Source organism: Kitasatospora sp. NPDC096128 (genome assembly GCF_040303105.1).
In the GTDB taxonomy this organism is placed as follows: Bacteria; Actinomycetota; Actinomycetes; order Streptomycetales; family Streptomycetaceae; genus Kitasatospora.
Genome location: NZ_JBEOSP010000039.1, coordinates 45243 through 69068, shown reverse-complemented (window position 1 = coordinate 69068; position 23826 = coordinate 45243). Strand labels below are relative to the sequence as shown.

Genomic DNA, 23826 nt, shown 5'->3' with positions numbered 1-23826 from the left:
CCGGGGCCTTGGGGCGGCCCGGACGAGACCGCCTCGAACCGGCTGCAGGAGGTCTACACCGTCACCGGGAAGGCGAGATCCTCTCCGAGCACACCTGCCAGGGCTGGCTGGAGGGCTATCTGCTGACCGGCCGCCACGGCCTGTTCTCCTGCTACGAGGCGTTCGTCCACATCGTCGACTCGATGGTCCACCAGCACATCAAGTGGCTGCGCACCACCCGTGCACTGCCCTGGCGCGCGCCGATCGCCTCGCTCGACTACCTGCTGACCTCGCACGTCTGGCGCCAGGACCACAACGGCTTCTCCCACCAGGACCCGGGCTTCGTCGACCACGTCCTCAACAAGAGCCCCGAAGCCGTGCGCGTGTACTTCCCGCCGGACGCCAACACCCTGCTCGTCACCGCCGACCACGTGCTGCGCAGCCGCGACTACGTCAACGTCGTGGTCGCCGGCAAGCAGCCCTGCTTCGACTGGCTCACCCTGGACGAGGCGCGGGCCCACTGCGCCCGCGGCGCCGGCGTATGGGAGTGGGCCGGCACCGATGACGGCGCCCGCGAGCCGGACGTCGTCCTGGCCTGCGCCGGTGACGTGCCGACCCAGGAGGTGCTGGCCGCAGCGGACCTGTTCCGCCGTCACCTGCCGGACCTGCGCGTGCGGGTGGTCAACGTGGGTGGTGGACCTGGCGCGGCTGATGCCCGCGGAGGAACACCCGCACGGCATGTCGGACGCCGAGTTCGACGCCCTGTTCACACGTGACCACCCGGTGATCCTCGCCTACCACGGCTACCCGTGGCTGATCCACCGCCTGGCCTACCGCTGGGCTGTCCACCCGCAGCTGCACGTGCGCGGCTACAAGAAGTCCGGCGCGACCACCACCCCGTTCGACATGGTGGTGCGCAACGACGTCGACCGGTTCCGCCTGGTCATGGACGTCATCGACCGCGTCCCGGGCCTGGCGGTGCGCACGGCGGCCGTCCGCCAGCAGATGGTCGACCGGCGCCGCCGCCACCACGACTGGATCCGTGAACACGGCACCGACCTGCCCGAGGTCACGGACTGGACGTGGCAGCACTGACCGCCGGGCGGGCGCCCGGCGTGCGGTACTCCCGCACCGGCCGGGGGCGGGGTCCCGGGGAGACCCCGCCCCGGTCAGGCGGTGACCTTGGCGACGAAGGCGGCCAGGTTGGCCACCGTGCGCCGGATCTTCTCCTCCACGGTGAGCGACTCGTGGAGCCGGACCCCGACCTCCCGCTTGCCGCGCACGTAGAGCGAGCAGGCGAGGTCGGTGCACATGTACGCGCCGACGGAGTTGCCCTGCTTCCCGGCCTTCCCGGCCAGCGGTGCGACCAGCAGTGAGACGCCCCCGCTGTGCGTGGTGACGCAGAGTGAGCAGATGCTGCGCCTGGCCTGCCAGGAGGCGGCGCTCGAGGAGCGCAGCGCGACCGCCACGGTCCGGCCGTCCAACTCGGCCGCGAGGTAGGCGCGATCGGGCGCCTGCGGATCGCGCCAGCCGAGGAAGTCCAGGTCGTCCCAGGCCAGTTCGGTCAGGTCGCGGGGTACGTGCAGACGCTTCGCCTCGCCCTTGCTGCAGTTCACGAAGGCGGAACGGATCTCTTGCTCGGTCATCGGCTTCATAGGGAGCAACGTAAATTACCTAGGAGGATTAGGCAAACGTATAATGGGCCCAGGCGACGGAAGGGAAGCAGATGGCACGCGTAGGACTGAACACGGAACGACTCACCCGGGCAGGTGCGGAACTGGCCGACGAAGTCGGCTTCGACAAGGTCACCGTCTCGGCACTGGCCCGGCACTTCGGCGTCAAGGACGCGAGCCTGTACTCGCACGTCAAGAACTCCCAGGACCTCAAGACCAGGATCGCCCTGCTCGCCCTGGAGGAACTCGCCGACCGGGTCGCCGCCGCCCTGGCCGGACGGGCCGGCAAGGACGCCCTGGTGGCCTTCGCCAACGCCTACCGCGACTACGCCCGCGAACACCCCGGCCGCTACGCCGCCGCACAGCTCGAACTCGACTACGAGACCGCGCTGGGCAGCGCTGCCGTCCGGCACTCGCAGATGACCCGCGCGATCCTGCGCGGCTACGACCTCGCGGAGCCCGACGAGACCGACGCCGTCCGCCTGCTCGGCAGCACCTTCCACGGCTACGTGGCCCTGGAGCGGGCCGGGAGCTTCCAGCACACCCCGCGCACCACCGAGCAGACCTGGTCGCGGGTCCTGGACGCCCTCGACGCCCTGCTGCGCAACTGGCCGAAGCGGGTGAGCACCCAGGAGTGCGCCACCGGGCTGAGCGTGGAGCCGTGAACGGTGCGCCGCAGGTGGCACCCGGCGGTGTGGCGGAGCAGTTCGTGGCGCGCCGGGTGACCGAGGCGTCGCAGCAGGTCGCGCGCGTTGGTGTACGCGTTGTCGTCCAGGCCGGGCCCGGGCGCCCAGGGGCAGGCGTCGTGATGCCCGTCGGGGCCGAGCACGCCGCGGATCGACCAGTGCCCGCGGTGCCGGTCGTAGGGGGCGTGGAGGACCGGAAGCGGGCGAATTCCGGGAGCGTCTCGGCGCCGGCCGCGTACGACCCCGTGCTGCACACCGGACGTCGAAGCGGGGCGGGAGGGGGCGCGATCACCTGTAGGTGATCGACGCGATCCTGTGGAGACGGGAGCAGTCTTCGGGCGACGGCCCGCAGGCTGCACGAACCTGCGGGGCGCGGCGTGGGCTTGCAGGAAGTTCCGGGGAGTGGCGGGACCAATTTGCCCGGGCCGCGGATAGATTCCTCGAGTCGCGATCTTCTTCCGTCGGAGGCCCCGGTCAAAGGCGCCTCACGGATGTCACTTCCGGTGACTCTTCCACGGATGATCAGGCGACCTTCCGGGTCCGGGTACTGACAGTTCCGCGGGTACTCGGGGTCCGGCATTCATGGATCCCGGGCCGGGGCTGGATCCCAGTCGATGAAAGGAACAGAAAATGATCGTTTCCCTGCTTCGCCTGTCGTTCTTGAAGCGACTTTCCATGGCCGGTGTCGCGGCAGTGACGGCGGGTGCCGTCCTGACGACGGTGGCGCCGACGGCCTCCGCCGCCCCGGCCGTACCGGCGCCGTACAGGGGCGCCGCCGCCGTGGCCTCGCCGCAGCCGGGGGCCGTTCTTGACCAGGGGCTGGTCGATCGCCTGGTGGCCGATATCAGGGCGGCCAAGGGCAGCCTTGCCACGGGGGAGAGTGCCGTGGTCCACAGTGACGGGACGTCGGTCCTCACCCTCACCAGGGAGGTTGACGGCAGCTTCGTCCTGGCCGGGACCACCGCCGGTGCCGCTCCTGGGGTCCGTGGGTTCTGTCACTGGAGTGCGATGGCCGCGGTGTACACCATCGGGGCGGCCGCTTTTGCGGCCGCCGCAGCCCTCGGCGGGATCACAGTGGTGGGGATCGCGATATCCGCCGAGGCGGCCAATGCGCTCTCCATTGCGCTGGCGACCGGCGGCGGGGTTTCAGGCCTCGTGTCCGAATTCGTTTGCTGACCCGGCCTGCATACGGCTCACGAGGGAGTCACATGAGGTTCGTCATCATCCTGATTTCGTCAGTTCAGATTGCCGTAGCGTTGGCAGCGGCCGTCAAGAAGAAGCGATCCGATTCCTATCCGAGCTGGTATCCCATGGCGCTGATGGCCATGTGTGGCGGCTTGCTGCTGGCCCTGGCCGCGGAACAGTGGCTCTGATGTGACCCGCAGCTCCATCGACCCGGCCGCGTGCCACAGCGAACCCACCGTGTGGATGGCGACGCCGGCCGTCATGATCGCCGCGGCGGCCCGGCCGGGCAGCCAGCAGGTGCAGGGGAGACGGACCAGGAAGCCTGGGACTGCTGCGGCCGTGCCGGTCGGCGGCACGGGACCTCCTCAGGTGTCCCGTGCCGCCGCCGGGCGGTTGGCCCACCGGCTGTCAGTGGTGGGCGGCTTCGGTGGTGCGGCGGATTCCTGCTACGGCGACGATCGCGCCGAGCAGGCACAGGATGCCGGTGGTCAGTGCCGCGGTGTGGACGCCGTTCATGAAGGCGTGTCCGCTGCCCTCGACGACGGCCGACCTGAGCTGCGTGGGCATGCTGTTGGAGACCGGTGCGATCCCCATCGCGACCGCGTCCTTAGCCGCGTCCAGGTGTTGGGCCGTCGCTGCGGGGACTCCGGCCGTGGTGAGTTGGGTGGCCAGGGTGCTGCTGACGCGGCTGCTGATCAGGGATATGAGGACGGATGTGCCCAGGGCGCCGCCGATCTGCAGGGCGGTGGCCTGCAGTCCGCCGGCCACGCCGGCGTCCTTGACCGGGGCGCTGCCCACGATGGCGTCGGAGGAGGCGGCCATCACCATGCCCACGCCCAGCCCCAGGGCGATGAACGGAGGCCACATCGCCGTGTAGGAGGAGTGGATGCCCCAGGTGAGCATGCCGAAGGCTGCGCATGCCTGGAGCAGCATCCCGGCGGGCATGGTCAGGCGGGCGCCGTAGCGCTCGGTGAGCTTGGCGCCCAGGGGTGAGGCGACGACGGAGGCCAGGCTCAGCGGCAGGGTGCGCACGCCGGCCTGGACCGGGGTCATGCCGCGGACGTTCTGCAGGTAGAGCATGACGAAGAAGATGACGCCGAGCAGGGCGAAGAAGTTGATGGCGGTGATGGCGGTGCCGATGCTCAGGGCGGGGCTGCGGAACAGGCGCATCGGCAGCAGGGGGTGTTCGATGCGGGTCTCGTACCAGCAGAACAGGGCCAGGACGACCAGGCCGGCGGCGAGGGTGCCAAGGGTGGTGGCGGAGGACCAGCCCCAGGTCTCGCCCTTGACGACGCCGAAGACCAGGATCAGCATGCCCAGCGCCAGCAGCAGGACTCCGGGGACGTCGAAGCGGTGGTGGCCGGTGGAGTTCTTGGACTGGGGCAGGACGAGGGCGCTGAAGGCGAGGGCGATGAGGCCGATGGGGGCGTTGATGTAGAACACGGACTGCCAGTTGACGTGTTCGACGAGCAGTCCGCCGAGGATGGGGCCGAGCGCGGTGGAGACCGAGGAGACCATGGCCCAGATGCCGACGGCCATGCCGAACTTCCTGGGCGGGAAGACGGCGCGCAGCAGGCCGAGGGTGTTGGGCATGAGCAGGGCGCCGAAGAAGCCCTGCAGTGCGCGGAAGGCGATGACGCCTTCGATGGAGCCGCTCAGGCCGATCGCGACGGAGGAGGCCGTGAAGCCGGCGACGCCGATCATGTAGAAGGTGCGGCGGCCGAACCGGTCGCCGAGCTTGCCACCGAGGATCAGTGCGGCGGCCAGGGCCAGCAGGTAGGCGTTGGTGACCCATTGGAGGTCGGCGGTGGTGGCGTGAAGGCTCCGGCCGATCTCGGGATTGGCGATGGAGACCACGCTGCCGTCCAGGCCGACCATGAACAGGCCGAAGGCCACGGCTGTCAGAGTCAGCCAGGGGTTGGCGCGGCGGCCGTGCGGAGGGCTTTCGGGCAGGGTGGAGCGGTCCACGGTGGTGGAGGACATGACGGTGCCGTGTTTCTCAAGGGAGGGATGGTGAGGCGGCGGCGCTCCCGCGTGGTGCGGGGGCCGGCCTGGTGGTCCTGCTCAGTCGGTTGCGCTGATGCGGTTCGGCAGCGTGGCGAGAGCGGACAGCACCGAGCCGATGGCTGCGATGTCCCCGTCGGACAGGTGGCGAAGCGCGTCGGCGACGTAGCCCTGGACGAGGTGTTCCAGGACGGCGACCCGGCGCAGGGCCTCGGTGGTCAGGTGCAGGTGGGCGATGCGCTTGTCGGCGCCGTCTTGGCGCCGTTCCAGCAGTCCTTCGTCGACCAGTTGGGTGACCAGGGCGCTGACGTTGTTCGGCTTGATGAGCAGGGCCTCGGCGGCGTCGCGCACGGTGATGCCGCTGTGTTCGCCGACCAGCCGCAGCAGTGCCAGCTGGTTCTTCGAGGGCTCCGCGTGGGGGAAGTCCAGGGCCAGACGCCGGTCCAGGGCACGGTTCAGCGCGGGCAGGACGCCGGCGAGCCCGGAGGCTACTGAGCTGATGTCCGTCGCGGACGCGCTGGTGGGAGGCACCCCCACATTTTAGGTATGCCTACATACCTATGTCAACATAGCTATCTGGTGCGCTGGTCCCGCAGTGCCGCGGCCGTTGCCGCGGTGATGTCCGCGGCGCTCACCCCGGGTGCGGTCTCGACCAGGGCCAGGCCCTGGTCGGTCACGTCGAGAACGCCCAGGTCGGTGATGATGCGGTCGACGCAGCGGCGGCCGGTGAGCGGCAGGGTGCAGGTCTCGACGATCTTGGGGCTGCCGTCCCTGGCGGTGTGCTCCATGATGACGATGACGCGCCGTGCGCCGTGGACCAGGTCCATGGCTCCGCCCATGCCCTTGACCAGCTTTCCCGGGACGGCCCAGTTGGCCAGGTCCCCGGTGGCCGAGACCTGCATGGCGCCCAGGACGGCGGTGTCGATGTGGCCGCCGCGGATCATGCCGAAGGACAGGGCGGAGTCGAAGAACGAGGCGCCGGGCAGGACCGTGACGGTCTCCTTGCCGGCGTTGATCAGGTCCGGGTCCACCTGGGCTTCGGTGGGGTAGGGGCCGGTGCCCAGGATGCCGTTCTCCGAGTGCAGGACGACGTGCACCGATCGCGGAAGGTGGCCGGGGATCAGGGTCGGCAGGCCGATGCCGAGGTTCACGTAGGACCCGTCGGCCAGTTCGGTGGCCGCGCGGGCGGCCATCTGCTCGCGGTTCCAGCTCACGGGCGCACCGTCCTCTTCTCGATCTGCTTGTCGCCGGCCTGCTCGGCGGTCAAGGCGACCACGCGCTGGACGAAGACGCCGGGCAGGTGGACCGTGTCGGGGTCCAGGTCGCCGGGTTCGACGAGTTCTTCGACCTCGGCGATGGTGATGCGTCCGGCCATCGCGGCCAGGGGGTTGAAGTTGGCGGCGGCCTTGCGGAAGACCAGGTTGCCGTGCCGGTCACCGCGCCAGGCGCGTACCAGGGCGTAGTCGGTGGTGATGGCGTGCTCCAGGACGTAGTCGCGGTCGCCGAAGAAGCGGGTCTCCTTGGGTGAGGAGGCGACCGCCACGGTGCCGTCGGTGGCGTAGCGCAGCGGCAGTCCGCCCTCGGCGATCTGGGTGCCCACGCCCGCGGGGGTGTAGAAGGCGGGGATGCCGCAGCCGCCGGCGCGCAGCCGCTCGGCCAGCGTCCCCTGGGGTACCAGTTCCACCTCCAGTTCCCCGGACAGGTACTGGCGGGCGAACTCCTTGTTCTCCCCGACGTAGCTGCCGGTCACCCGCACGATCCTGCCCGCGGCCAGCAGCACGCCCAGGCCCTGTCCGTCGACGCCGCAGTTGTTCGACACGACCGTCAGCGCGCCGGCGCCCTGGGTGTGCAGGGCGGTGATGAGGGTGCCGGGGATTCCGCTGAGTCCGAAGCCGCCGACGGACAGTGACGCTCCGTCGGGGATGTCGGCCACGGCCGCGGCGGCGTCGGGGCTGACCTTGTCCATGCTGGGTACTGCCTTTCTGTACGGTGCGCCGCGCGGCGAGGGAACCCGGGGTGGCCCGGTGCTACGGGCGGGTGCGCGGACGCGGGCGGGCCGGCGGCACCGGCACCGGGGCCGGGCCGGGGACCACGGTGTTGGAGACCGTGCCGATGCCCTCCACGGTGAGGGTGACGCGGTCGCCGGGGCGCAGTGGCGGTGGGGTCTGCCGGCCGTTGACGCCCCACAGTTCTGCCAGGCAGCCGCCGTTGCCGCAGGTGCCCGATCCCAGGACGTCGCCGGGGCGAACCGTGGTGCCGCGGGAGGCGTAGGCGACCATGTCCTCGAAGGTCCAGCTCATGTTGGACAGCAGGTCGCGGCCGACGACTTCGCCGTTGACCTCGGCGGTCAGGGCCAGGCGCAGGAAGCCGTCGGCGTCGCGGTGGGGCTCCAGTTCGTCGGCGGTCACCAGGTAGGGGCCCAGGGTGGTGGCGGTGTCCTTGCCCTTGCAGGGGCCGAGCCCGACCTTCATCTCGGCGGACTGCAGGTCGCGGGCGGACCAGTCGTTGAAGACGGTGTAGCCCACGATGTGGTGGCGGGCCTGTTCGGGGGTCAGGTCGTGGCCTTCGCGGCCGATGACGGCGCCGACCTCGAGTTCGAAGTCGAGGACGTGGCTGCCGGGGGGCATGGGGATGTCGTCGTGGGGGCCGGTGACGGCGTAGGGGTTGCCGAAGTAGAACGTCGGTGCGGCGTACCACTGGGCGGGCACCCCCGCAGCGTTGTCGATGGAGCGGCGGACGCCCTCGACGTGCTCCTCGAAGGTGACGAAGTCGCGCATGGTGGGCGGTTGCAGCGGTGCGAGCAGGCGCACCTCGCTCACGTGCACGGCCCCCGGCCCGTCGGCGGCGGCTGCGCCTGCGTCGTGCAGGGCGCGGGGGCCGCTGCGGATCAGGTCGAGCAGGGTGCCGGGGCCGGTGACGGGGTGCAGGAAGCCGTCGTCCTCGACCACGCCGACGCCCTCGCGGCCCTGGTGGACGTAGCTGGCGAAACGCATGGGGGTCCTCCAGGGGCGGGGGGCTGGCGGGAGAGCGGGGTGCCGGGGGTGCGGCGGGGAGTCAGGGCGTTGACCCGCTGCCCGGTGGTCGACCGGGCTGCCACACCCCCGGGGATCAGGGGGCTGGAGCGGTGGGGGCTCAGACCGGCGGGGCGACGAAGACGCCATGGTCGACGTCGTTGAAGGACTCGCGGGCGACCAGTTCGTTCATGGGGTTGGCGGTGCCCCACTGGTCGGTGACCTCGGGCTGGGAGAAGTCGTAGACGTGCGGGTGCCAGCTGTCCTCGTCCAGCTGCTCCAGCTCGGTGGTGTACTCGACGGTGTTGCCGTGCGGGTCCAGGAAGTAGCTGAAGGTGTTGCCGCCGGCCAGGTGGCGTCCGGGGCCCCAGACCTTGGTGGTGCCGTGCCGCATCACCCGGCCCGAGCCGCGCATGTACTCGTCCAGGCCGCGCAGTTCGAACGAGACGTGGTGCAGGGAGGTGTGCGGTCCCTTGGCGATGGCCATGGAGTGGTGCTGGCTGCTGATCCGCATGAAGTGCATGACCTCGCCCATGTGCGGGGAGGACAGGGTGTCGGACAGGGCGAAGCCCAGGTGCTGCTCGTACCACTGCCGGGTGCGGTCCATGTCCGGGGAGTTGAGGACGACGTGCGACAGGCGGACCGGGATCGACTCCTTCTCCTCGATCCGGCGGTGGACGCGTGCCGCGACGTCGGCGGAGACCTCGATGGTGCGGCCGTCGACGTCGAAGAAGCGGAAGCCGTAGCCGCCGCCGGGGGTGGTGACCTTGCCGGGCTGGGAGATCAGCTGCACGCCGCCGGCGAGCAGCCGCTCGGCCAGGGTGTCGACGTCGGCGGGGGTCGCTGCGCCGTAGGAGACCAGGTCCAGGCGCTTCTCTTCGGCCTGGCGCAGCCGCACCACGTACTGCTCGGGTGAGCCCTCGGCGGCGAGGAAGGAGATGCCGGAGTCCTCGGCGACCTTGGTCAGGCCCCAGACGCCGGCGTAGAAGTCGAGCTGCTTGTCGTAGTCGGGCACGGCCAGGTCCACGTGCCGCAGGTGGGTGAGCAGGCGTCCGGTGGGAACGGTCATCGCGGTACTCCTTCGGTCAGGCGCAGCAGGGCTGCGGCGTTGGCGCCGCGCACGGCGTCGAAGTCGGTGGCGGTCAGGTCGGCGGAGCGCAGCGCGCCGAGGGGGTCTTCGGTGCCCATGTCGAAGGGGAAGTCGGAGCCGAGCAGGACGCGGTCGGCTCCGGCGGTGCGGATCAGCTCTCGCAGGACGGCGGGGTCGTGGACCAGAGAGTCGAACCACAGGCGGCGCAGGTAGCTGCTGGGCGGCTGTTCGCAGGAGCGGGCGTCGGGGCGGGTGCGCCAGGCGTGGTCGGAGCGGCCGATGTGGGTGGGCAGGTAGCCGCCGCCGTGGGCGGCGATGATCCGCAGGCCGGGGTGGCGGTCAAGGACGCCGGAGAAGATCAGGTGCGACAGGGCGACGGCGTTCTCGGTGGGCTGGCCGACGGTGTTGGACAGGTACCACTGGTCCAGTCGCTCGTCGAGGGTGCACCCGAAGGGGTGCAGGAACAGCACCGCCTCGGTCTCCTGCGCCCAGGCCCAGAACGGTTCGTAGGCCGGGTCGGACAGTTCGCGTCCCGGCGCGTGGGAGGAGATCTCCACCCCGCGCAGGCCCAGGCCCAGGGCGTGGTCCAGGGCGTGCAGCGCCAGTTCCGGGTGCTGCATGGGCACGAGTCCCAGTCCCAGGAGCCGTTCGGGGGCCTGGGCGCAGTGGGCTGCGGTCGCACTGTTGGCGGTCTCGTAGAGCCGGCGGGCCAGGTCCTGGTCGGCCCAGTAGTGGTAGTGCGAGGGAGAGGGCGAGACGAGCTGGACGTCGACGCCCTGCTGGTCCATGGCGGCAAGACGGGCCTTGACGTCGGTGAGCCTGGGGATGCGGTCGCGCACCATCGGACCGCTGACAGCCAGCGAGGCGGCGCCGTTGCGCCGGGCATCGAGCTCCTTCGCGGCGGCCAGCCCGGGGGCGTCCGCGACCAGCGCCTCCACCTTCGGCAGCAGCAGGTGCGCGTGGACGTCGACAGTGGGAGCGGAGGTGGTCACGGGAGCTCCTTGAGAACGGTCATGGTGCGGGCCATCAGTGCGGGCACGTCGGCGTCGCGCACCCCGTCGAGCTGCCACTGGCCGATCTGCACGGAGGCGTCGACGACCATCCGCACACGCGGCATGCGCCGGTCGCGGTAGGCGGTGAGCAGCGCGTCGTCCCAGGTGTCGGCTCCGGCCAGCAGTTCGGCCAGGACCGAGGCGTCCTCCAGGGACATGGCCGCGCCCTGGGCGATGGTGGGCGGACAGCCGTGGGCGGCGTCGCCGACCAGGACGACCCGGCCGCGGTGCCAGTCGCCCTCGACCAGGTGCCGGTCGAACCAGGTGTAGTTGATCTGCGAGGAGTCGGTGATGGAGTCGCGGATCGCGTCCCAGTGACCGCCGTAGCCTGCGGCGAGCTTGCGCATCTCCTCGGCGTAGGTGGCCGGGTCGATGCCGGCGCGGTCGCGGTTGGGTTCGACCAGGTAGGCGTACAGGGTGGTCTCGCTGGTGGGGCAGAATCCGGCGATGAACGCCGGTCCGCCGTAGGCCAGGTGCGTACGGGTGACCTCGGCCGGGCGCGGGGCCGGGGTGCGCCAGATGCCCATACCGGTGGGTACCGGCTTCTCGGTGATGCCGATCATGGTGCGGGTACTGGAGCTGATGCCGTCGGCCGCGGCGACCAGGTCGTAGCGGCCGGTGCTGCCGTCGCTGAACACGACCTGGACACCGTCCTGATCCTGCGTCAGTTCCTCGACCGTCAGGCCAAGGCGCACGCCGGTGCCGGCGGCGCGCACCGCCTCGGTGAGGATCTCCTGCAGGGCGGGGCGCTGCATGCCCAAGGTGGCGGGCAGGTCCTCACCGCCGGTGTGCGCGTCCTGCTGCGTGAACAGGACGGTGCCGTCGGGGGTGGTGATCGAGACGCCGTCGGTGCTGTAGCCGCGTGCGCGCACCTGCTCCCACACGCCGATCTCGCGCAGCACCCGCAGGGCGTTGCCCTGCAGGGTGATGCCGGAGCCGTACACGTTCCAGTCGGCCATGGCCTCGACCATGTCGACGGCCAGGCCCGCTTTGCGCAGCAGGGCGGCCAGGGCGCAGCCGGCGGTGCCGCCGCCGACTACCAGGATCGTGCGGGGGTCTGCTCTGCGGGGGCTGGTCATGGGGGTAACTCCCTGGGGTGGGGCCGCACGGCTTCGGGCGGCAGGGGGTCTGACGGGGGGCGAGGCGGGGCCGAGGTGTGCGGGAAGGGAGGGCCGGGTGGGCGACGGAGCTGTCCATGGCAGCGCCCACCCGGCCAGTTCGGGGAGGAGGAGGGCTACTTGACGGCTATGGGGTTGACCGGGGAGCCGACCGCGCCGGTGATCGGCAGCGGAGCGGCGGTGAGCCAGAACTCGTACACGCCGTCGGCCGCGCAGTGCTCGGCCAGCGCGTCCGGGTCCCACATCTCGCCGATCAGCAGCCCCATGTTGGGGATGGCGACCTGGTGCAGCGGCTGGAACGCCACATCGAACTCGTTGGGCCGCACCTCGAAGCCCCACGTGTCGGTGGCGATGGCCGCGATCTCGGTGCGGTGCAGCCAGCCCGCGGTGGTGAACGACAGGCCCGGGGCCGGTCCTCCCGCGTACTCGCCCCAGCCGTTGCGCCGGGCCCGGCTCAGTTGCCCGGTGCGCACCACCACGATGTCGCCGCGTCCCACCCGCACGCCGTGGGCTTCGGCGGTAGCGGTCAGGTGTTCCTGGGTGACGGCGAATCCGTCGGGCAGTTCGCCGCGCGCGTCGCCGACCACCCGGCCCACGTCCAGCAGCACTCCGCGCCCGGCGACATGGGGGGCCATGTGCTCGATGCCGGTGACCAGGTCACCGTCGCTGGTGACGACCGTCTCGGCAGGGCGGCCGTTCCATGCCTTGCCGTGGTCGAAGATGTGGCCCAGGCCGTCCCACTGGGTGGAGCACTGCAGCGGCATGGCGATCACGTCGTCCGCGCCGCCGATGCCGTGCGGGAAGCCCTGGTTGCCCAGCGCCGCGTCGGTTCCGGTGTCCAGCATGGTGTGGACCGGGTTGGTGCGTCGCCGCCAGCCCTTCTGCGGGCCGTTCATGTCGAAGCTCTGCGACAGCGAGAAGCTGACACCGTGCCGGACCAGCGCGGCGCCCTCGCGGCGCTTGGCCTCGTCCAGGAAATTCAGCGTGCCCAGGACGTCGTCCTTGCCCCAGCGGTCCCAGTTGGAGTGCGCCTTGGCGGCACGCTCGATCTCCGCCTCCGGGGCGGTGCGGTCCAGGGTCACGGCGTCGCCTGCGCGGGCTCGGCGGTGCAGCGGGTGCGCTGGGCGCCCAGGCCGGTGATCGAGCCGTCCATGACGTCGCCCTCGCGCAGCAGCCGGCCCCAGTGGATGCCGTTGCCGGCCGGGCTTCCGGTGAGCACCACGTCGCCCGGCAGCAGCACCGCGCTCTGCGAGATGTAGGAGATGAGCCGGGCCACGCCGAAGAGCATGTCCTTGGTCGACTCGTCCTGCATGGCCTCGCCGTTGAGCTTCAGGGTGACCTGCAGGTCCGAGGGGTCGGCGACGAACGCGGACGGCACCAGGTAGGGGCCCAGCGGCGTGAAGCCGGGGGCGTTCTTGCAGCGCAGCCAGTCGGTGCCGATGGCCGGCATGTCGCGGCGGAAGACCGTCGCCCGGTCGGTCAGGTCGTTGGCGATGGTGTAGCCGGCGACGTGGTCCAGGGCCTGGTCGGTGCCGACGCGGTGCGCGGTGCGACCGATGATCACGGCAAGCTCCAGCTCCCAGTCCGGCTTGCTGCTCCAGGCGGGCAGTACTACCTCGTCGTAGGGGCCGGTTATCGCGCTGGGCAGCCCGATGAACACGTACGGCAGGTCCTCGGCGGCGCGGCGGTCCATCAGGGCCGCGATCTCGGCGCGGGCCTGCTCCTCGGTGCGGGGGTCGTCCGCTGCCCGGTGGGCCACTTCGAGGTCGATGACGTGCCGGCGATAGTTGGCCCCGGATTGGAAGACCTGACGCGGGGCGACGGGGGCGTGCACGCGCAGTGCGTCCAGGGCCTGCCAGTCCTGCGCGGGGTCGGCGGCCAGTGCCGCCAGCTCGGCCAGGCTCGCGGCCCAGTCCTCCAGCAGTGCGCGCACATCGCCCGGAGCACCGGCCAGTGCCGCGCGCAGGTCCAGCACCCGGTCACGCACGACCAGGCCGGGGAACGCGCCGCCGCCGGGGGCCTCGAACGTGCCGACGGCGAAGGGGACGTCGAGCACGGAGGGTTGCTGGGATGTTGCCACGGGGTTTCCTTCCGGTGTGTTGCGTCTACTGTTGCCCTGCCCGAGCAATCAGGGAAATCAATGTTGCTTATGCTGGTGATCCAGCGGGTGGATACCATTGAGTGGATGGAGACGACCCGGTGAACCTGTCGCGACTCGACCTCAACCTCGTGCCGGCCCTGCGCGCCCTGCTGGAGGAGCGCAACGTCACCAGGGCCGGCCAGCGAGTGGGGCTGAGCCAGCCCGCGATGAGCGCCGCCCTGGCCCGGCTGCGCCGCCACTTCGGCGACGACCTGCTCACCCGCGTCGGCAACGGCTACGAGCTCACCCCGCTGGGCACCGTGCTGCGCGACAGCAGCTCCACCGCCTGCGACCTGCTGGAACGCGTCTTCAGCAGCCAGGCCGTGTTCGACCCCGCCACCGAGACCCGCGAGTTCACCCTGCTGGCATCCGACTACGGAGCAGCCGTCTTCGGCACCGCCCTGACCCGGATGCTGCACCAGGACGCCCCTGGCGTGCGGGTCACCTTCCAGCAGAGCAGCCCGGCCGTCGTGGAGAGCACCGCGGCAACACTGAGCACTGTCGACGGCCTGCTGCTGCCGCACGGCATCATCGATGGGTTCCCCGCCGTCGAGCTGTTCGAGGACCGCTGGGTGTGCATCGTCGCCGAGAACAACCCGCAGGTCGGCGAGCAGCTCACCCTCGACGACCTCGCCACCCTCCCGTGGGCGGTCTACCAGCGCCCCTACGACGCGCCCGCGGCACGGCAGTTGAGCATGCTGGGGATCAGCCCGCGGGTGGAGGTGTCCGTGCAGACGTTCCAGCTCCTGCCCTACATGGTCGAGGGCACCGGCCGCGTCGCGATGATCCAGGAGCGGCTGGCCACCCGCATGGCCGGCACGGCCGCCGTCCGCGTCCTGCCCTGCCCCTTCCAGGCGGTGCCGGTGCGCGAGGCCATGTGGTGGCACCCCCTGCACACCCAGGACGCGGCCCACAGCTGGCTACGCGAAGCCGTCGCCCGGACTGGCGCCGAGGTCGGCGACCACGCCGCCGCGGCGCGGCCCTGACCTCAGGCCGCCGGGGGGTCCTGCGCGTCGCGGGCGGTCGCCGCCGGCTTGCGCTGGTGCATCACGACGCTCTGCGCGGAGAGGTGGGGTGCGGTCATCATCGACTGCCCTTCTGGAGTGGGGAATCCGACGCAGAAGGCGTGAGGGCGCGCCATACCCGGGCCATCGAGCGGACAACTGCCGCACGCGGCCCACTGGTCGGTGGATGCGGCATCACCCTGCGGCACAGAAGCCCTGATGGGAACCGGTCAGCGCGTCCAAGCCCGCGATGTCCGAAATCCAGGCAGTGGATGCCCTCGGTCCACCGACGGTGCCGGGCGGCTCACCGCCGGCCGTGCTCCGGCGGCCAGCCGGTGTACGCCTCGGCGAGGTAGGCCCTTGGCACCGGTCGGGGGGACAGTGTGTGCCGCGTCCCCACGAGCCGGGGCGCGGACCCACCCGGTTGGTGGGTCCGCGCCCTGGGCCGTACGGTCGTGGACCGCGTCAGGCGGGCTTGTGCCACTGCTGGTTGGTGTTGCCGTTGCAGGTCCAGAGCTCCAGCTCGGTGCCGGCCGTGCTGCTCCCGCCGGTGGCGTCGAGGCAGCGGTGGGAACTCGGGTTGACCAGGGTGCCGTTGGTCAGGGCCCACTGCTGTCCGGGTGAGCCGTTGCAGGTGGAGAGCACGACCGGGGTGCCGTTGGCGGTGCCGGAGCCGAGGGCGGTCATGCACTTGAACAGGGCGTGGACGGTGCCGTCGTCGGCCAGCACCCAGTTCTGGTTGTTCGACCACTGGCCGCAGGGCCACAGTTCCAGCCGGGTGCCGTCGGCGCTGGATCCGCCGGTGATGTCCACGCACTGGCCGCCGATGCCGGTGATGGAGCCGGACGGGCTGTTGCCGATGGCGTCGCGGTGGGTGCTGCCTCCGGTCACCGGGGTGACGCCGGCCTGCTTGGCGCAGGTGCTGCTGACCGAGGTGCTGGTGACGGTGGCGTGGACGGTCGAACCGTTGGCCGCGTCGACTCCGGTGGGTGCGGTGAACAGGGCCGCGGAGTAGGGCTCGTCGGCGCAGGTCGCCGCGTTGTTGTTCCAGTCGAAGTACTCGACCCAGTCGACCATGCCCTTCGCCTGGATCAGCCCGGAGCCGACCTGGAGGGTGCCGAGCACGAACGAGGTCCCGGCGGTGGTGTCGGTGATCTTCGCCTGGTACCAGCCGGGGGATGCGGGCGTGATGTCGTAGCGGTAGTGGTGGCCCGCGGTGAAGCCCGCGTTGAGGCGGCAGGTGTAGCCGCCGCCTCCGCTCTCGGTGAAGGTCTGGCAGTAGGTGCCGCTGTCGCCGGGCTGCGCGCCGGTCGAGCCCCACAGCGAGAACAGGAACATGCCGGGATCGGTGCGGTGCCGTTGCATGCCGATGTAGCCGGAGACGCCGTTGGTGAACCCGAACTGGTGCGACCAGAAGACGTTGCCCCGTCCGGGGTCGGACTGCACCGTGGTGCCGAAGGTGACCGAGCTCAGGGACGAAGTCGCGGCGGGGAAGCCGTAGTAGCTGTACGAGCCGGGGGTCGAGCCCGCGGCGGCCGCCGGACCGGCGAGTCCCAGGGCGGCGATCAGCAGGGAGAGGGTCGCGCCGAGTGCTCGCGCGATGAGCCCGGTGGGTCTGGTGGGTCCGGTGGGTCTGGTGGGTCCGGTGCGGAAGCGCAAAGGGTCCTCCTCGGTGGAGCGGCGGTGCAGGGCAGTGGCGGGGGAATGGCAGGGGAATGCCGGTGACGCGGAATGTCGCGAACGGGCCCGGAAGGCTCGTCCGGGGGGTGGGTGTCGAACGCGGTCCGCCGGGCTGCAGAAACGTCCGGCGGAACATCGCACCGGGCGGGACGGGAATGGGGAATTCCGCTCCACCCGTCGGGAAGTGTACGCACGATGCCGCGCCTCGGGTGGTACGCGCGCCGGACGAATTCACCTTCGCTGCAAGGTGATTGTGCGATTTCATGCGCCGCCCGGTCGGGCCGGTTCCGTGCGGCACGGGCGCCCTGTCCGGCTCCTGGCCCGTGCCGTCCGCGTCCGGCCGGCAGCCCCCGTGCTGCGGCCGCACCGGAGTCGGCCCATGATGGAAGTCCGGGGGCGTGCGAGGGTCGAGAGCGATAGATGGCTGTATGGCATGTCCGGGACTTCACGCCGGACGACCTCGAGGCGGTGGTCCGGCTCGACGCGGAGAGCGCCACCACGGACCATGCCGCCGTCTTCCGCCTGTCCGATGTCGTCGCCGCCCTGCAGGCGCGTGATCCGAGCGTCGTGGTGGTGGCCGACGGGCATCTCGTGGGCGCGGCGGTGGGCCGGGTGGACGGGGACCGGGCCTGGGTGCTGCGCATCGCCCTGCACCCCGGCTGGCGGAACCTGGGCATCGGCACCGCGCTGCTGTCCGCACTGGAGCGCCGACTGCGGGACGCCGGTGCCAGGATCGTCGCAGCGGTGCTGCCCGAGGAGGAGACCGGTGCCACCGCGCTGGTCAACTCCGGATTCCACCCCCAGCGCGGGCTGACGTACTTCGAGAAGTCGGAGGTCGTCAGCACCCAGGGTCCTGCGGTCCTGGCGATGCTGGGCGCGGTGATGCCCGACGCCCGCCTCTGGGAGCGGCTCACGGGCATGGCCGACGAGAAGCGGCTCATCGAACGGCGGCTTGTGCTGCCCCTGGCCAACCCCGAGCTGGCGGACGCCCACGGAGTGGAACCGGCCCGCGCGGTCGTGCTGTTCGGGCCGCCGGGCACCGGCAAGAGCACGTTCGCCAAGGCCGTGGCCGGTCGGCTCGGCTGGCCGTTCATCGAGCTCTTCCCCTCCCGGCTCGGGTCCGAGGACGGGCTGGCCAGCGGACTCGGCCGCCGCTTCGAGGAAGTGGCGCAGCTCGACCACGTGCTGCTCTTCATCGACGAGGTCGAGGAGGTCGCCGGTACGCGCAGCCTCGCCGCCCCCGCGTCGGTCGGCGTGGTCAACGAACTCCTCAAGTCGATCGTGCGGTTCCGTGACCACGACGGCCGGCTCCTCGTCTGCGCCACCAACTCGGTGGCCGCCCTGGACCCGGCGTTCCTGCGCCACGGCCGGTTCGACTACGTCCTGCCGGTCGGGCCGCCCGACTTCGCGGCCCGCGAGGCGCTGTGGGTCGGCTACACGGCGAAGACGGGCACCGCCGCCGACCCGGCGGCCCTCGCCGAAGCCAGCGAGGGCTTCACTCCCGCCGACATCCGGCAGGTCGCCATGACGGTCGCCCAGGACACCTTCGAGCACACCCTCGACACGGGGGAGCGGACCCAACCCGGGACCCAGGACTATCTGGACGCCATCCGCCGCACCCGGCCGACCGTCTCCGAGGAGATGGCCCGGGAGTTCGCCGACCAGGCGGTCCGTTACGGCCGGGTGTGAGCGGTCGCCCAGGCCGCCCAGGCTGTCCGTGCAGCCCGTGCCGTCCGTGCAGCCCGTGCCGTCCGTGCCGTTCCGCCACACCCGTCCGATGGGCCGGGGGCCTCCCCGACCGGCACCGGCACCGGCGGCGGCTCGGCGATCCCCTCAGGGCTCGGCCAGACACCCCTGCACGGCTCGCGCCAGGAGCGGGGCGAGCTGGTCCGCCGACCCGCCCGGTCGACTGCCGGTGGTCCGCCCGGGCGTTACGCCTCGTCGTCCTCGAGGCGCGGGAGGGGCTTGCCGCGTCGGTCCATCTCGGCCTCGAAGAGGCGCTGGAACTCCTGCGCGGACTCGTCCAGGACGATCGGGGCGTCCTCGTCGGGGACGATTCCCTGCGCTCGCAGCTTCTGGTCGAGCACCATGACCGGGTCCTCGGGATCGGGGTCGAAGGGGCGGGGCCCCTCTGGCCCGTCCGGGCCGAACCGGACCGCCCGCTCCACCCGGATGATCCGCAGGAGGCTTTCCTCGACGGTGAGTTCGCAGCTCTGTTCGGCTTCGAGCCGGTCCGCCGCCTCCGCGTAGCGGGCCCGCTGCCGGGGGGTCAGCCGGCGCTCGACCGGCTCGGCCACCCGCAGGCGCATCGACAGGATGTCCCGGGCCCGGAAGGGGGTGGGGGCGTCCATCATGCCGCTCGGACGCCACTGGCCGTGCACCCGTTCCGCGACGGTGAAGGCGGGTGGCAACAGCACCAGGCCCGGGTGGGAGAGGGCCGACCGCCGGGCGTCCTCGCGGACCTCGGGTGCGAACGCGCCTTCGGCGGGCCGTAGTTGGAGGAGGTCGGTCTTGAGGATGCCCTCGGACACCCCGGTCGGCAGGGCGGGGTCCATGACGAATCCGTCGGCCGGGTCGTGGCCGTCGGCGATGTCGCGCTTCAGATGGTCGTCGGGGTCGCTGGAGCGTGGTGGCTCCGGGCCGTCCGGACCGCTGCGGATGTAGCGTTCGGCCCGCACCACGCGGTAGCGGACGTCCAGTTCGACCTCGTCGATCTTCTCCCACTCCAACTGCTCGGCCACTGCCAGGTACCGCTGCTGCGCCTGGGTGTCGCCGGACTTCCCCGCGGCGGCGGCCTGTTCGCGGCAGATCATGCCGAGGTCCTCGCGGGCCGACTGCGGATGGACCTCGACGATCGAGAAGCACAGTTCCCAGCCGCCGGTCGGCCGCTCCCGGGCGACACCGAAGACCGGGCTGCCGGCCGACAGGATCCGCGGATACCTCTCGCGGGCCGTCCAGGCCTCGACATCCGCGATCTCCGGCACCGGGCCGCCCGGGGCGGCCATCCTGATGGCGAGGTATTGAGGAACGTCATCAGCGAAGTTCACCATGCGCACATGATGCAACCGGTCGGTGACGGGGCGCAGCCGAACAGCCGGTTCGTTCACTCCGAAGAGAGTGTAATGGTTTTCGTTTTCATCTACTGCTAGTGTCGGCTCGACCTTCGCGGCGCTCGGCCCCCTCACCGCCTGACGCACGCGACTCGCACCGGAAGCAGGGAAGCCGTGACCAAGATCGCCCCCGCCCGTCGGGACCGCAAAGCCCGCCCCAATCCTCTGCACGAAGCGCGGATCACGTACATCGACTACAAGGACACCAACCTCCTGCGGAAGTTCGTCTCCGACCGCGGCAAGATCCGCAGCCGTCGGGTCACCCGACTCACCGTCCAGCAGCAGAAGGCGATGGCGCGGGCCATCAAGAACGCCCGCGAGATGGCACTGCTGCCGTACGTCTCCGGTGGCCAGACCAGCGCGAAGGCGGGCCGGTGAGCGGCCGCCTCCCGGTCACCGTGCTGTCCGGGTTCCTCGGCGCGGGCAAGACCACGCTGCTCAACCACCTGCTGAACAACCGGGAAGGCCTGCGGGTCGCGGTCATCGTCAACGACATGAGCGAGGTCAACATCGACGCCGCCCTGGTCCGCGAGGGCGGTGGCGCGCTCTCCCGGACCGAGGAGCGCCTGGTCGAGATGACCAACGGCTGCATCTGCTGCACCCTGCGCGACGACCTGCTGGAGGAGGTCGACCGGCTCGCCCGGGCCGGGCGCTTCGACTACCTACTGATCGAGTCCAGCGGCATCTCCGAGCCGATGCCCGTCGCGGCCACCTTCGCCTTCGCCCGCGACGACGGCGCCACCCTGGCCGACGTGGCCCGCCTGGACACCATGGTCACCGTGGTCGACGCCGCGAACTTCCTGCCCGAACTGCGCGGCGGCGACGAGCTGACCGCGCGCGGCCTCGACCAGTACGAGGACGACGAACGCACCGTCAGCGACCTGCTGATGGACCAGGTCGAGTTCGCCGACGTCCTGGTCCTGAACAAGACCGACCTGGTCACGGCCGCGGAGGCCGACCGGCTCGCCGCCACACTCGGCCGGCTCAACCCGGCGGCCCGGATCGTCCGTGCGACCGGCGGCAAGGTCCCGCCCGCCGAACTCCTGGGCACCGGCCTCTTCGATCCGGCCAAGGCACAGGAGGCTCCGGGCTGGGTCGCCGAGCTCAACGGCGACCACGTGCCGGAGACCGAGGAGTACGGCATCACCAGCCTGGTCTTCCGCGCCGAACGGCCGTTCCATCCCGGCCGGCTCTGGGAGTTGGTGAGCGAGCGGCTCGACGCGGGGGAGTTCGGCACCGTGCTGCGCTCGAAGGGCTTCTTCTGGCTGGCCTCCCGGCCGGCCGTCACCGGCCTGTGGTCCCAGGCCGGTTCGGTCGCCCGCTTCGAACCCTCCGGCCTGCGTCCGGCCACGCCCCTGGTGACGTATCCAGCCGCTCTGACCGACGCCACAGCGCTGACCGGCCTCGGCGACGAGCAGCCGCACAGCGGCCAGGAGCTGGTCTTCATCGGCACCGGCCTGCGCACGGACGAGCTGCGCGCCGCGCTCACCCGCTGCCTGCTGGACGGCGCCGAGCACGCGGCCGGGCCGCACGTCTGGACGGCGTTCGAGGACCCGTTCCCCGCCTGGGACGAGTACGCGCTCCAGCTGGAGCACGACCACTCCCACGCGTGACCGTCACCGCCGGCCGCAGGCGAGAAGCATGACGAACGGCCCGGACCTCATGGGCGGTCCGAATGAACCCCGCCGGCACCGGCGGGCACGGGGGCAGCCGCCCCGACGGCCGGGGGCCCCTGGAAACCGCCCTGACGGTGCGGGCCCCCGGCCGTCGGGGAGCGGCCGTCACCAGGGCACCGGGCCGGCGTCCTCGAAGAACCGGCCGGTCGGGCCGTCGTCGGGCAGGGTGGCGAGTTTGACGGCGATCGCCGCGCCCTGTTCGGGGGTGCGAACGCCGCGGAAGCCGTTGAGGTCGGTCGCGACGTAGCCCGGGCAGGCGGCGTTGATCAGGATGTTCGTGCCGCTCAGTTCCCGGACGTACTGGAGGGTGACGGCGTTCAGGAAGGTCTTCGACGGCGCGTAGGCCACGGCCACCGGACCGATCGACTGCTCGCCGACGGTCGCCGACTGCCGGGTGAGGGAGCCGACACTGCTGGACATGTTGACGATTCGCGGCGAGGCGGAGCGGCGCAGCAGCGGCAGCATCGCGTTGGTGACGCGGATGACGCCGATCACGTTGGTCTCCACGACCGTTCGGATGATGGCGGGGTCGACCCGGGTGGGCTCCTGCGGCATGCCGCCGGTGATGGCGGCGTTGTTGACGAGCACGTCGAGGCGCCCGGCCCGGTCCTCGATCAGCTGTGCGGCGGCGGTCACACCGGCGTCGTCGGTCACGTCCAGCGGGACGCCGAACGCGTCGACGCCGGCCGCGCGCAGTTTCTCCACCGCGGCCCGGCGGCGCTGGTCGTCGCGGGCGCCGACGCCGACGCTCCAGCCGAGGGCGCCCAGGCTCGCGGCGATCTCGTAGCCGATTCCCTTGTTCGCGCCGGTGACCAGCGCAATCGTTCGTTCGCTCATGGGAACCATGCTGCTCCCGGCCACGGGGGGAGGTCCAAGACCGATCGGGTGGGCACCGATACCGTGCGGGTATCGATCAGGGGTAGCGTGGCCGCATGGAGACCCGGGAACTGCGGTATTTCGTCGCTGTCGCTGAGGAGCTGCACTTCGGGCGCGCCGCGCAGCGCCTGGGGATCGCACAGCCGCCCCTGTCACGGGCGATCCAGCAGCTCGAACGCCGGCTCGGGGCCGCGCTGCTGGACCGGACCAGCCGCACCGTCAGGCTGACCGAGGCCGGCTCGGTGCTGCTGGTCGAGGGCCGGGCGGCGCTGGAGGCGGTCGACGCCGCCGAGCGCCGGACCCGCCGCGCCGCGCTCCCCGCGACCGGCGGTCCCGGCCTGGTCCTGGTCACGAAGGCCAACGCGTCCAGCGCACTGCTGGCGAGACTGCTCGACGCGTACGCCGCCGAACCGGGCGCGGTCCCCGTGGAGGTCATCCTGTGCGGCCCGGCCGAGCAGGGCCGGTTCCTGCGCGAGGGCCGGGCCGATGTGGCGCTGCTGCACCGGCCGTTCGACTCGACGGCCGGGCTGCACACCGAGGAGCTCGGTACGGAGGGCCAGGTGGCGGTGCTGCCGGCCGGGCATCCGCTCACCCTCCGGGCCCATCTGCACCTGGCCGACCTCACCGGGCTGCCGGGCCTGCCCCTGCCGCGCTGGCCCGGCCCCGACGGCAGCTATCCGCCCGGTCCCGGTCCCCAAGTCCGCGACCACGCGCAGTTGTTGCAGCTCATCGCGCTCGGCCGGGCCTGCGCGGTCTCACCGGAGTCGTGCCGGGCCCAACTGCACGGTGACCTCGCCGCCGTGCCCGTGCTGGACGCGCCGAAGGTCACCACGGTGATCGCCTGGCCGCCGCACAGCCGGTCCAGAGCCGTCGCCGACCTCGTCCGCACGGCGACAGGTCTCCCGTAGCCCACCGCGAGTCCGCCGCGCCCGGCCGGGTTTGGGTCGGCCCGGCCCGGCCCGGTGCAGGCCGGCGAACCTGCCGCCCGGATCAGGGCAGTCGGCGACGGGGACGTCGACCTGGTCCGATCCGTCGTCAGATCCATCCGAACCGGGCGTCATCAGGGCTTTCCGTCATGGCGCAGGCTGTCCGCCGCCGCCGTCGTTCGTACGGGTCCCGGGTGTCAAGGTTGAGTAAAGGTGGTCGGCACACGGATCCACAGGGTCTACGCTTGGCGAGGTTTGAACAGGCACCTCGTTCGGTGAGGCGTCTTCACGGACACAGGCCACTGACCCGACGACGTCGAGAGACGCCCAGGTTCAGGACAGATCTTCCCGACCTAAGGGTTGATCCCAAGTGGCTTCCCCCGCACCAGGGGGATCACGCCGTGAAGTGCCAAAGCTCTGACGAGTTGGGGTGTACCGGTCGCTTTCGCGCGCCGGGACGCTCCTTGCCGTGTCGATGCGGCGCACACTCGGTGCGTCCCCGGCCGGGAGGAGGCGAGAACATGGACTGCGACAGTCCGGGCCATAGTCGCCCCTGCTCCCGCATGCTCTCGTACGCCTCCGGCATGCGGTAACAGCCCTTCCTGCACGTCTATGT

The 23826-nt window shown here is 71.4% G+C and carries 22 protein-coding genes, 1 pseudogene and 1 riboswitch; of the genes and pseudogenes, 9 read left to right on the top strand and 14 right to left on the bottom strand.

The genetic code is table 11. From position 1 onward, the window contains the following. Positions 1 to 15: 15 nt before the first annotated feature. Positions 16 to 1074 (top strand): annotated as a pseudogene (locus ABTY61_RS32840) (phosphoketolase family protein); the annotation flags it as partial. 74 nt (positions 1075 to 1148) lie between these two features. On the opposite strand, the gene ABTY61_RS32835 reads toward ABTY61_RS32840, so the two are convergent. Further along, on the bottom strand, positions 1149 to 1634 hold the full coding sequence (locus tag ABTY61_RS32835) for an FBP domain-containing protein (protein WP_350508785.1): 486 nt from the start codon (positions 1632 to 1634) through the stop codon (positions 1149 to 1151). Positions 1635 to 1705: 71 nt separating this feature from the next. Here ABTY61_RS32835 and ABTY61_RS32830 point away from each other — a divergent pair, with 71 nt between their 5' ends. The 3 genes from ABTY61_RS32830 to ABTY61_RS32820 all read left to right on the top strand — a co-directional run bounded on the left by ABTY61_RS32830 (position 1706) and on the right by ABTY61_RS32820 (position 3711). After that, positions 1706 to 2317 carry a TetR/AcrR family transcriptional regulator gene (locus tag ABTY61_RS32830; RefSeq protein WP_350508784.1) on the top strand — a complete coding sequence of 204 codons (612 nt, stop codon included), beginning with the start codon at positions 1706 to 1708 and terminating at the stop codon, positions 2315 to 2317. A gap of 651 nt (positions 2318 to 2968) precedes the next feature. Beyond that, positions 2969 to 3514: a hypothetical protein gene (locus ABTY61_RS32825; RefSeq protein WP_350508783.1), complete on the top strand. Its 546-nt coding sequence runs from the start codon at positions 2969 to 2971 to the stop codon at positions 3512 to 3514. A 32-nt stretch (positions 3515 to 3546) separates the two neighbouring features. After that, a complete protein-coding gene (locus ABTY61_RS32820) occupies positions 3547 to 3711 on the top strand; it encodes a hypothetical protein (RefSeq protein ID WP_350508782.1) in 165 nt (54 codons plus the stop codon). Positions 3712 to 3931: 220 nt separating this feature from the next. Here the strand turns inward: ABTY61_RS32820 and ABTY61_RS32815 are convergent, their stop codons facing one another. From ABTY61_RS32815 to ABTY61_RS32770, 10 genes are all read right to left on the bottom strand, one after another. Continuing rightward, positions 3932 to 5506, bottom strand: a complete 1575-nt coding sequence (locus ABTY61_RS32815) for an MFS transporter (RefSeq protein ID WP_350508781.1) — start codon at positions 5504 to 5506, stop codon at positions 3932 to 3934. A gap of 81 nt (positions 5507 to 5587) precedes the next feature. Beyond that, the gene (locus ABTY61_RS32810) at positions 5588 to 6058 is read right to left on the bottom strand and encodes a MarR family winged helix-turn-helix transcriptional regulator (protein WP_350508780.1); all 471 of its coding nucleotides are present in this window, start codon (positions 6056 to 6058) and stop codon (positions 5588 to 5590) included. 41 nt (positions 6059 to 6099) lie between these two features. After that, complete coding sequence (locus tag ABTY61_RS32805) at positions 6100 to 6741, bottom strand: CoA transferase subunit B (RefSeq protein ID WP_350508779.1); 642 nt, start codon at positions 6739 to 6741, stop codon at positions 6100 to 6102. Next, on the bottom strand, positions 6738 to 7493 hold the full coding sequence (locus ABTY61_RS32800; protein ID WP_350508778.1) for a CoA transferase subunit A: 756 nt from the start codon (positions 7491 to 7493) through the stop codon (positions 6738 to 6740). The genes ABTY61_RS32805 and ABTY61_RS32800 overlap by 4 nt, the downstream gene beginning before the upstream one ends. Before the next feature lie 61 nt (positions 7494 to 7554). Further along, on the bottom strand, positions 7555 to 8520 hold the full coding sequence (locus ABTY61_RS32795; RefSeq protein WP_350508777.1) for a fumarylacetoacetate hydrolase family protein: 966 nt from the start codon (positions 8518 to 8520) through the stop codon (positions 7555 to 7557). A 139-nt stretch (positions 8521 to 8659) separates the two neighbouring features. Next, a complete protein-coding gene (locus tag ABTY61_RS32790) occupies positions 8660 to 9607 on the bottom strand; it encodes a VOC family protein (RefSeq protein ID WP_350508776.1) in 948 nt (315 codons plus the stop codon). After that, complete coding sequence (locus tag ABTY61_RS32785; RefSeq protein ID WP_350508775.1) at positions 9604 to 10620, bottom strand: amidohydrolase family protein; 1017 nt, start codon at positions 10618 to 10620, stop codon at positions 9604 to 9606. The genes ABTY61_RS32790 and ABTY61_RS32785 overlap by 4 nt, the downstream gene beginning before the upstream one ends. Continuing rightward, positions 10617 to 11759: an FAD-dependent oxidoreductase gene (locus ABTY61_RS32780; RefSeq protein ID WP_350508774.1), complete on the bottom strand. Its 1143-nt coding sequence runs from the start codon at positions 11757 to 11759 to the stop codon at positions 10617 to 10619. Before ABTY61_RS32780 ends, ABTY61_RS32785 begins: the two co-directional genes overlap by 4 nt. 155 nt (positions 11760 to 11914) lie before the next feature. Next, a complete protein-coding gene (locus ABTY61_RS32775) occupies positions 11915 to 12880 on the bottom strand; it encodes a cyclase family protein (protein ID WP_350508773.1) in 966 nt (321 codons plus the stop codon). Then, positions 12877 to 13878, bottom strand: coding sequence for a fumarylacetoacetate hydrolase family protein (locus tag ABTY61_RS32770; protein WP_350508772.1), 1002 nt, complete (start codon positions 13876 to 13878; stop codon positions 12877 to 12879). Before ABTY61_RS32770 ends, ABTY61_RS32775 begins: the two co-directional genes overlap by 4 nt. A gap of 119 nt (positions 13879 to 13997) precedes the next feature. On the opposite strand from ABTY61_RS32770, the gene ABTY61_RS32765 reads away from it, so the two are divergent. Beyond that, on the top strand, positions 13998 to 14924 hold the full coding sequence (locus tag ABTY61_RS32765; protein WP_350508771.1) for a LysR family transcriptional regulator: 927 nt from the start codon (positions 13998 to 14000) through the stop codon (positions 14922 to 14924). 483 nt (positions 14925 to 15407) lie between these two features. Here the strand turns inward: ABTY61_RS32765 and ABTY61_RS32760 are convergent, their stop codons facing one another. After that, a complete protein-coding gene (locus ABTY61_RS32760; protein ID WP_350508770.1) occupies positions 15408 to 16601 on the bottom strand; it encodes a ricin-type beta-trefoil lectin domain protein in 1194 nt (397 codons plus the stop codon). Positions 16602 to 17042: 441 nt separating this feature from the next. Here ABTY61_RS32760 and ABTY61_RS32755 point away from each other — a divergent pair, with 441 nt between their 5' ends. After that, positions 17043 to 18311, top strand: a complete 1269-nt coding sequence (locus ABTY61_RS32755) for an ATP-binding protein (RefSeq protein ID WP_350508769.1) — start codon at positions 17043 to 17045, stop codon at positions 18309 to 18311. 242 nt (positions 18312 to 18553) lie between these two features. On the opposite strand, the gene ABTY61_RS32750 is transcribed toward ABTY61_RS32755, so the two are convergent. Beyond that, positions 18554 to 19672, bottom strand: a complete 1119-nt coding sequence (locus tag ABTY61_RS32750; RefSeq protein ID WP_350508768.1) for a DUF5954 family protein — start codon at positions 19670 to 19672, stop codon at positions 18554 to 18556. Between the two features lie 183 nt (positions 19673 to 19855). On the opposite strand from ABTY61_RS32750, the gene rpsR reads away from it, so the two are divergent. Together rpsR and ABTY61_RS32740 are read left to right on the top strand one after the other, a co-directional pair. After that, positions 19856 to 20110, top strand: a complete 255-nt coding sequence (gene rpsR, locus ABTY61_RS32745; RefSeq protein WP_350508808.1) for a 30S ribosomal protein S18 — start codon at positions 19856 to 19858, stop codon at positions 20108 to 20110. Continuing rightward, positions 20107 to 21345: a GTP-binding protein gene (locus ABTY61_RS32740; RefSeq protein ID WP_350508767.1), complete on the top strand. Its 1239-nt coding sequence runs from the start codon at positions 20107 to 20109 to the stop codon at positions 21343 to 21345. The genes rpsR and ABTY61_RS32740 overlap by 4 nt, the downstream gene beginning before the upstream one ends. A 168-nt stretch (positions 21346 to 21513) precedes the next feature. On the opposite strand, the gene ABTY61_RS32735 is transcribed toward ABTY61_RS32740, so the two are convergent. Continuing rightward, entirely contained in the window at positions 21514 to 22245 is a 732-nt protein-coding gene (locus ABTY61_RS32735) for an SDR family oxidoreductase (RefSeq protein WP_350508766.1), read from the bottom strand. A gap of 95 nt (positions 22246 to 22340) precedes the next feature. Between ABTY61_RS32735 and ABTY61_RS32730 the strand changes: the two genes are divergently transcribed. After that, on the top strand, positions 22341 to 23192 hold the full coding sequence (locus tag ABTY61_RS32730) for a LysR family transcriptional regulator (RefSeq protein ID WP_350508765.1): 852 nt from the start codon (positions 22341 to 22343) through the stop codon (positions 23190 to 23192). Between the two features lie 278 nt (positions 23193 to 23470). Beyond that, a riboswitch (M-box (ykoK) riboswitch) is annotated at positions 23471 to 23647 on the top strand. Positions 23648 to 23826: the final 179 nt, after the last annotated feature.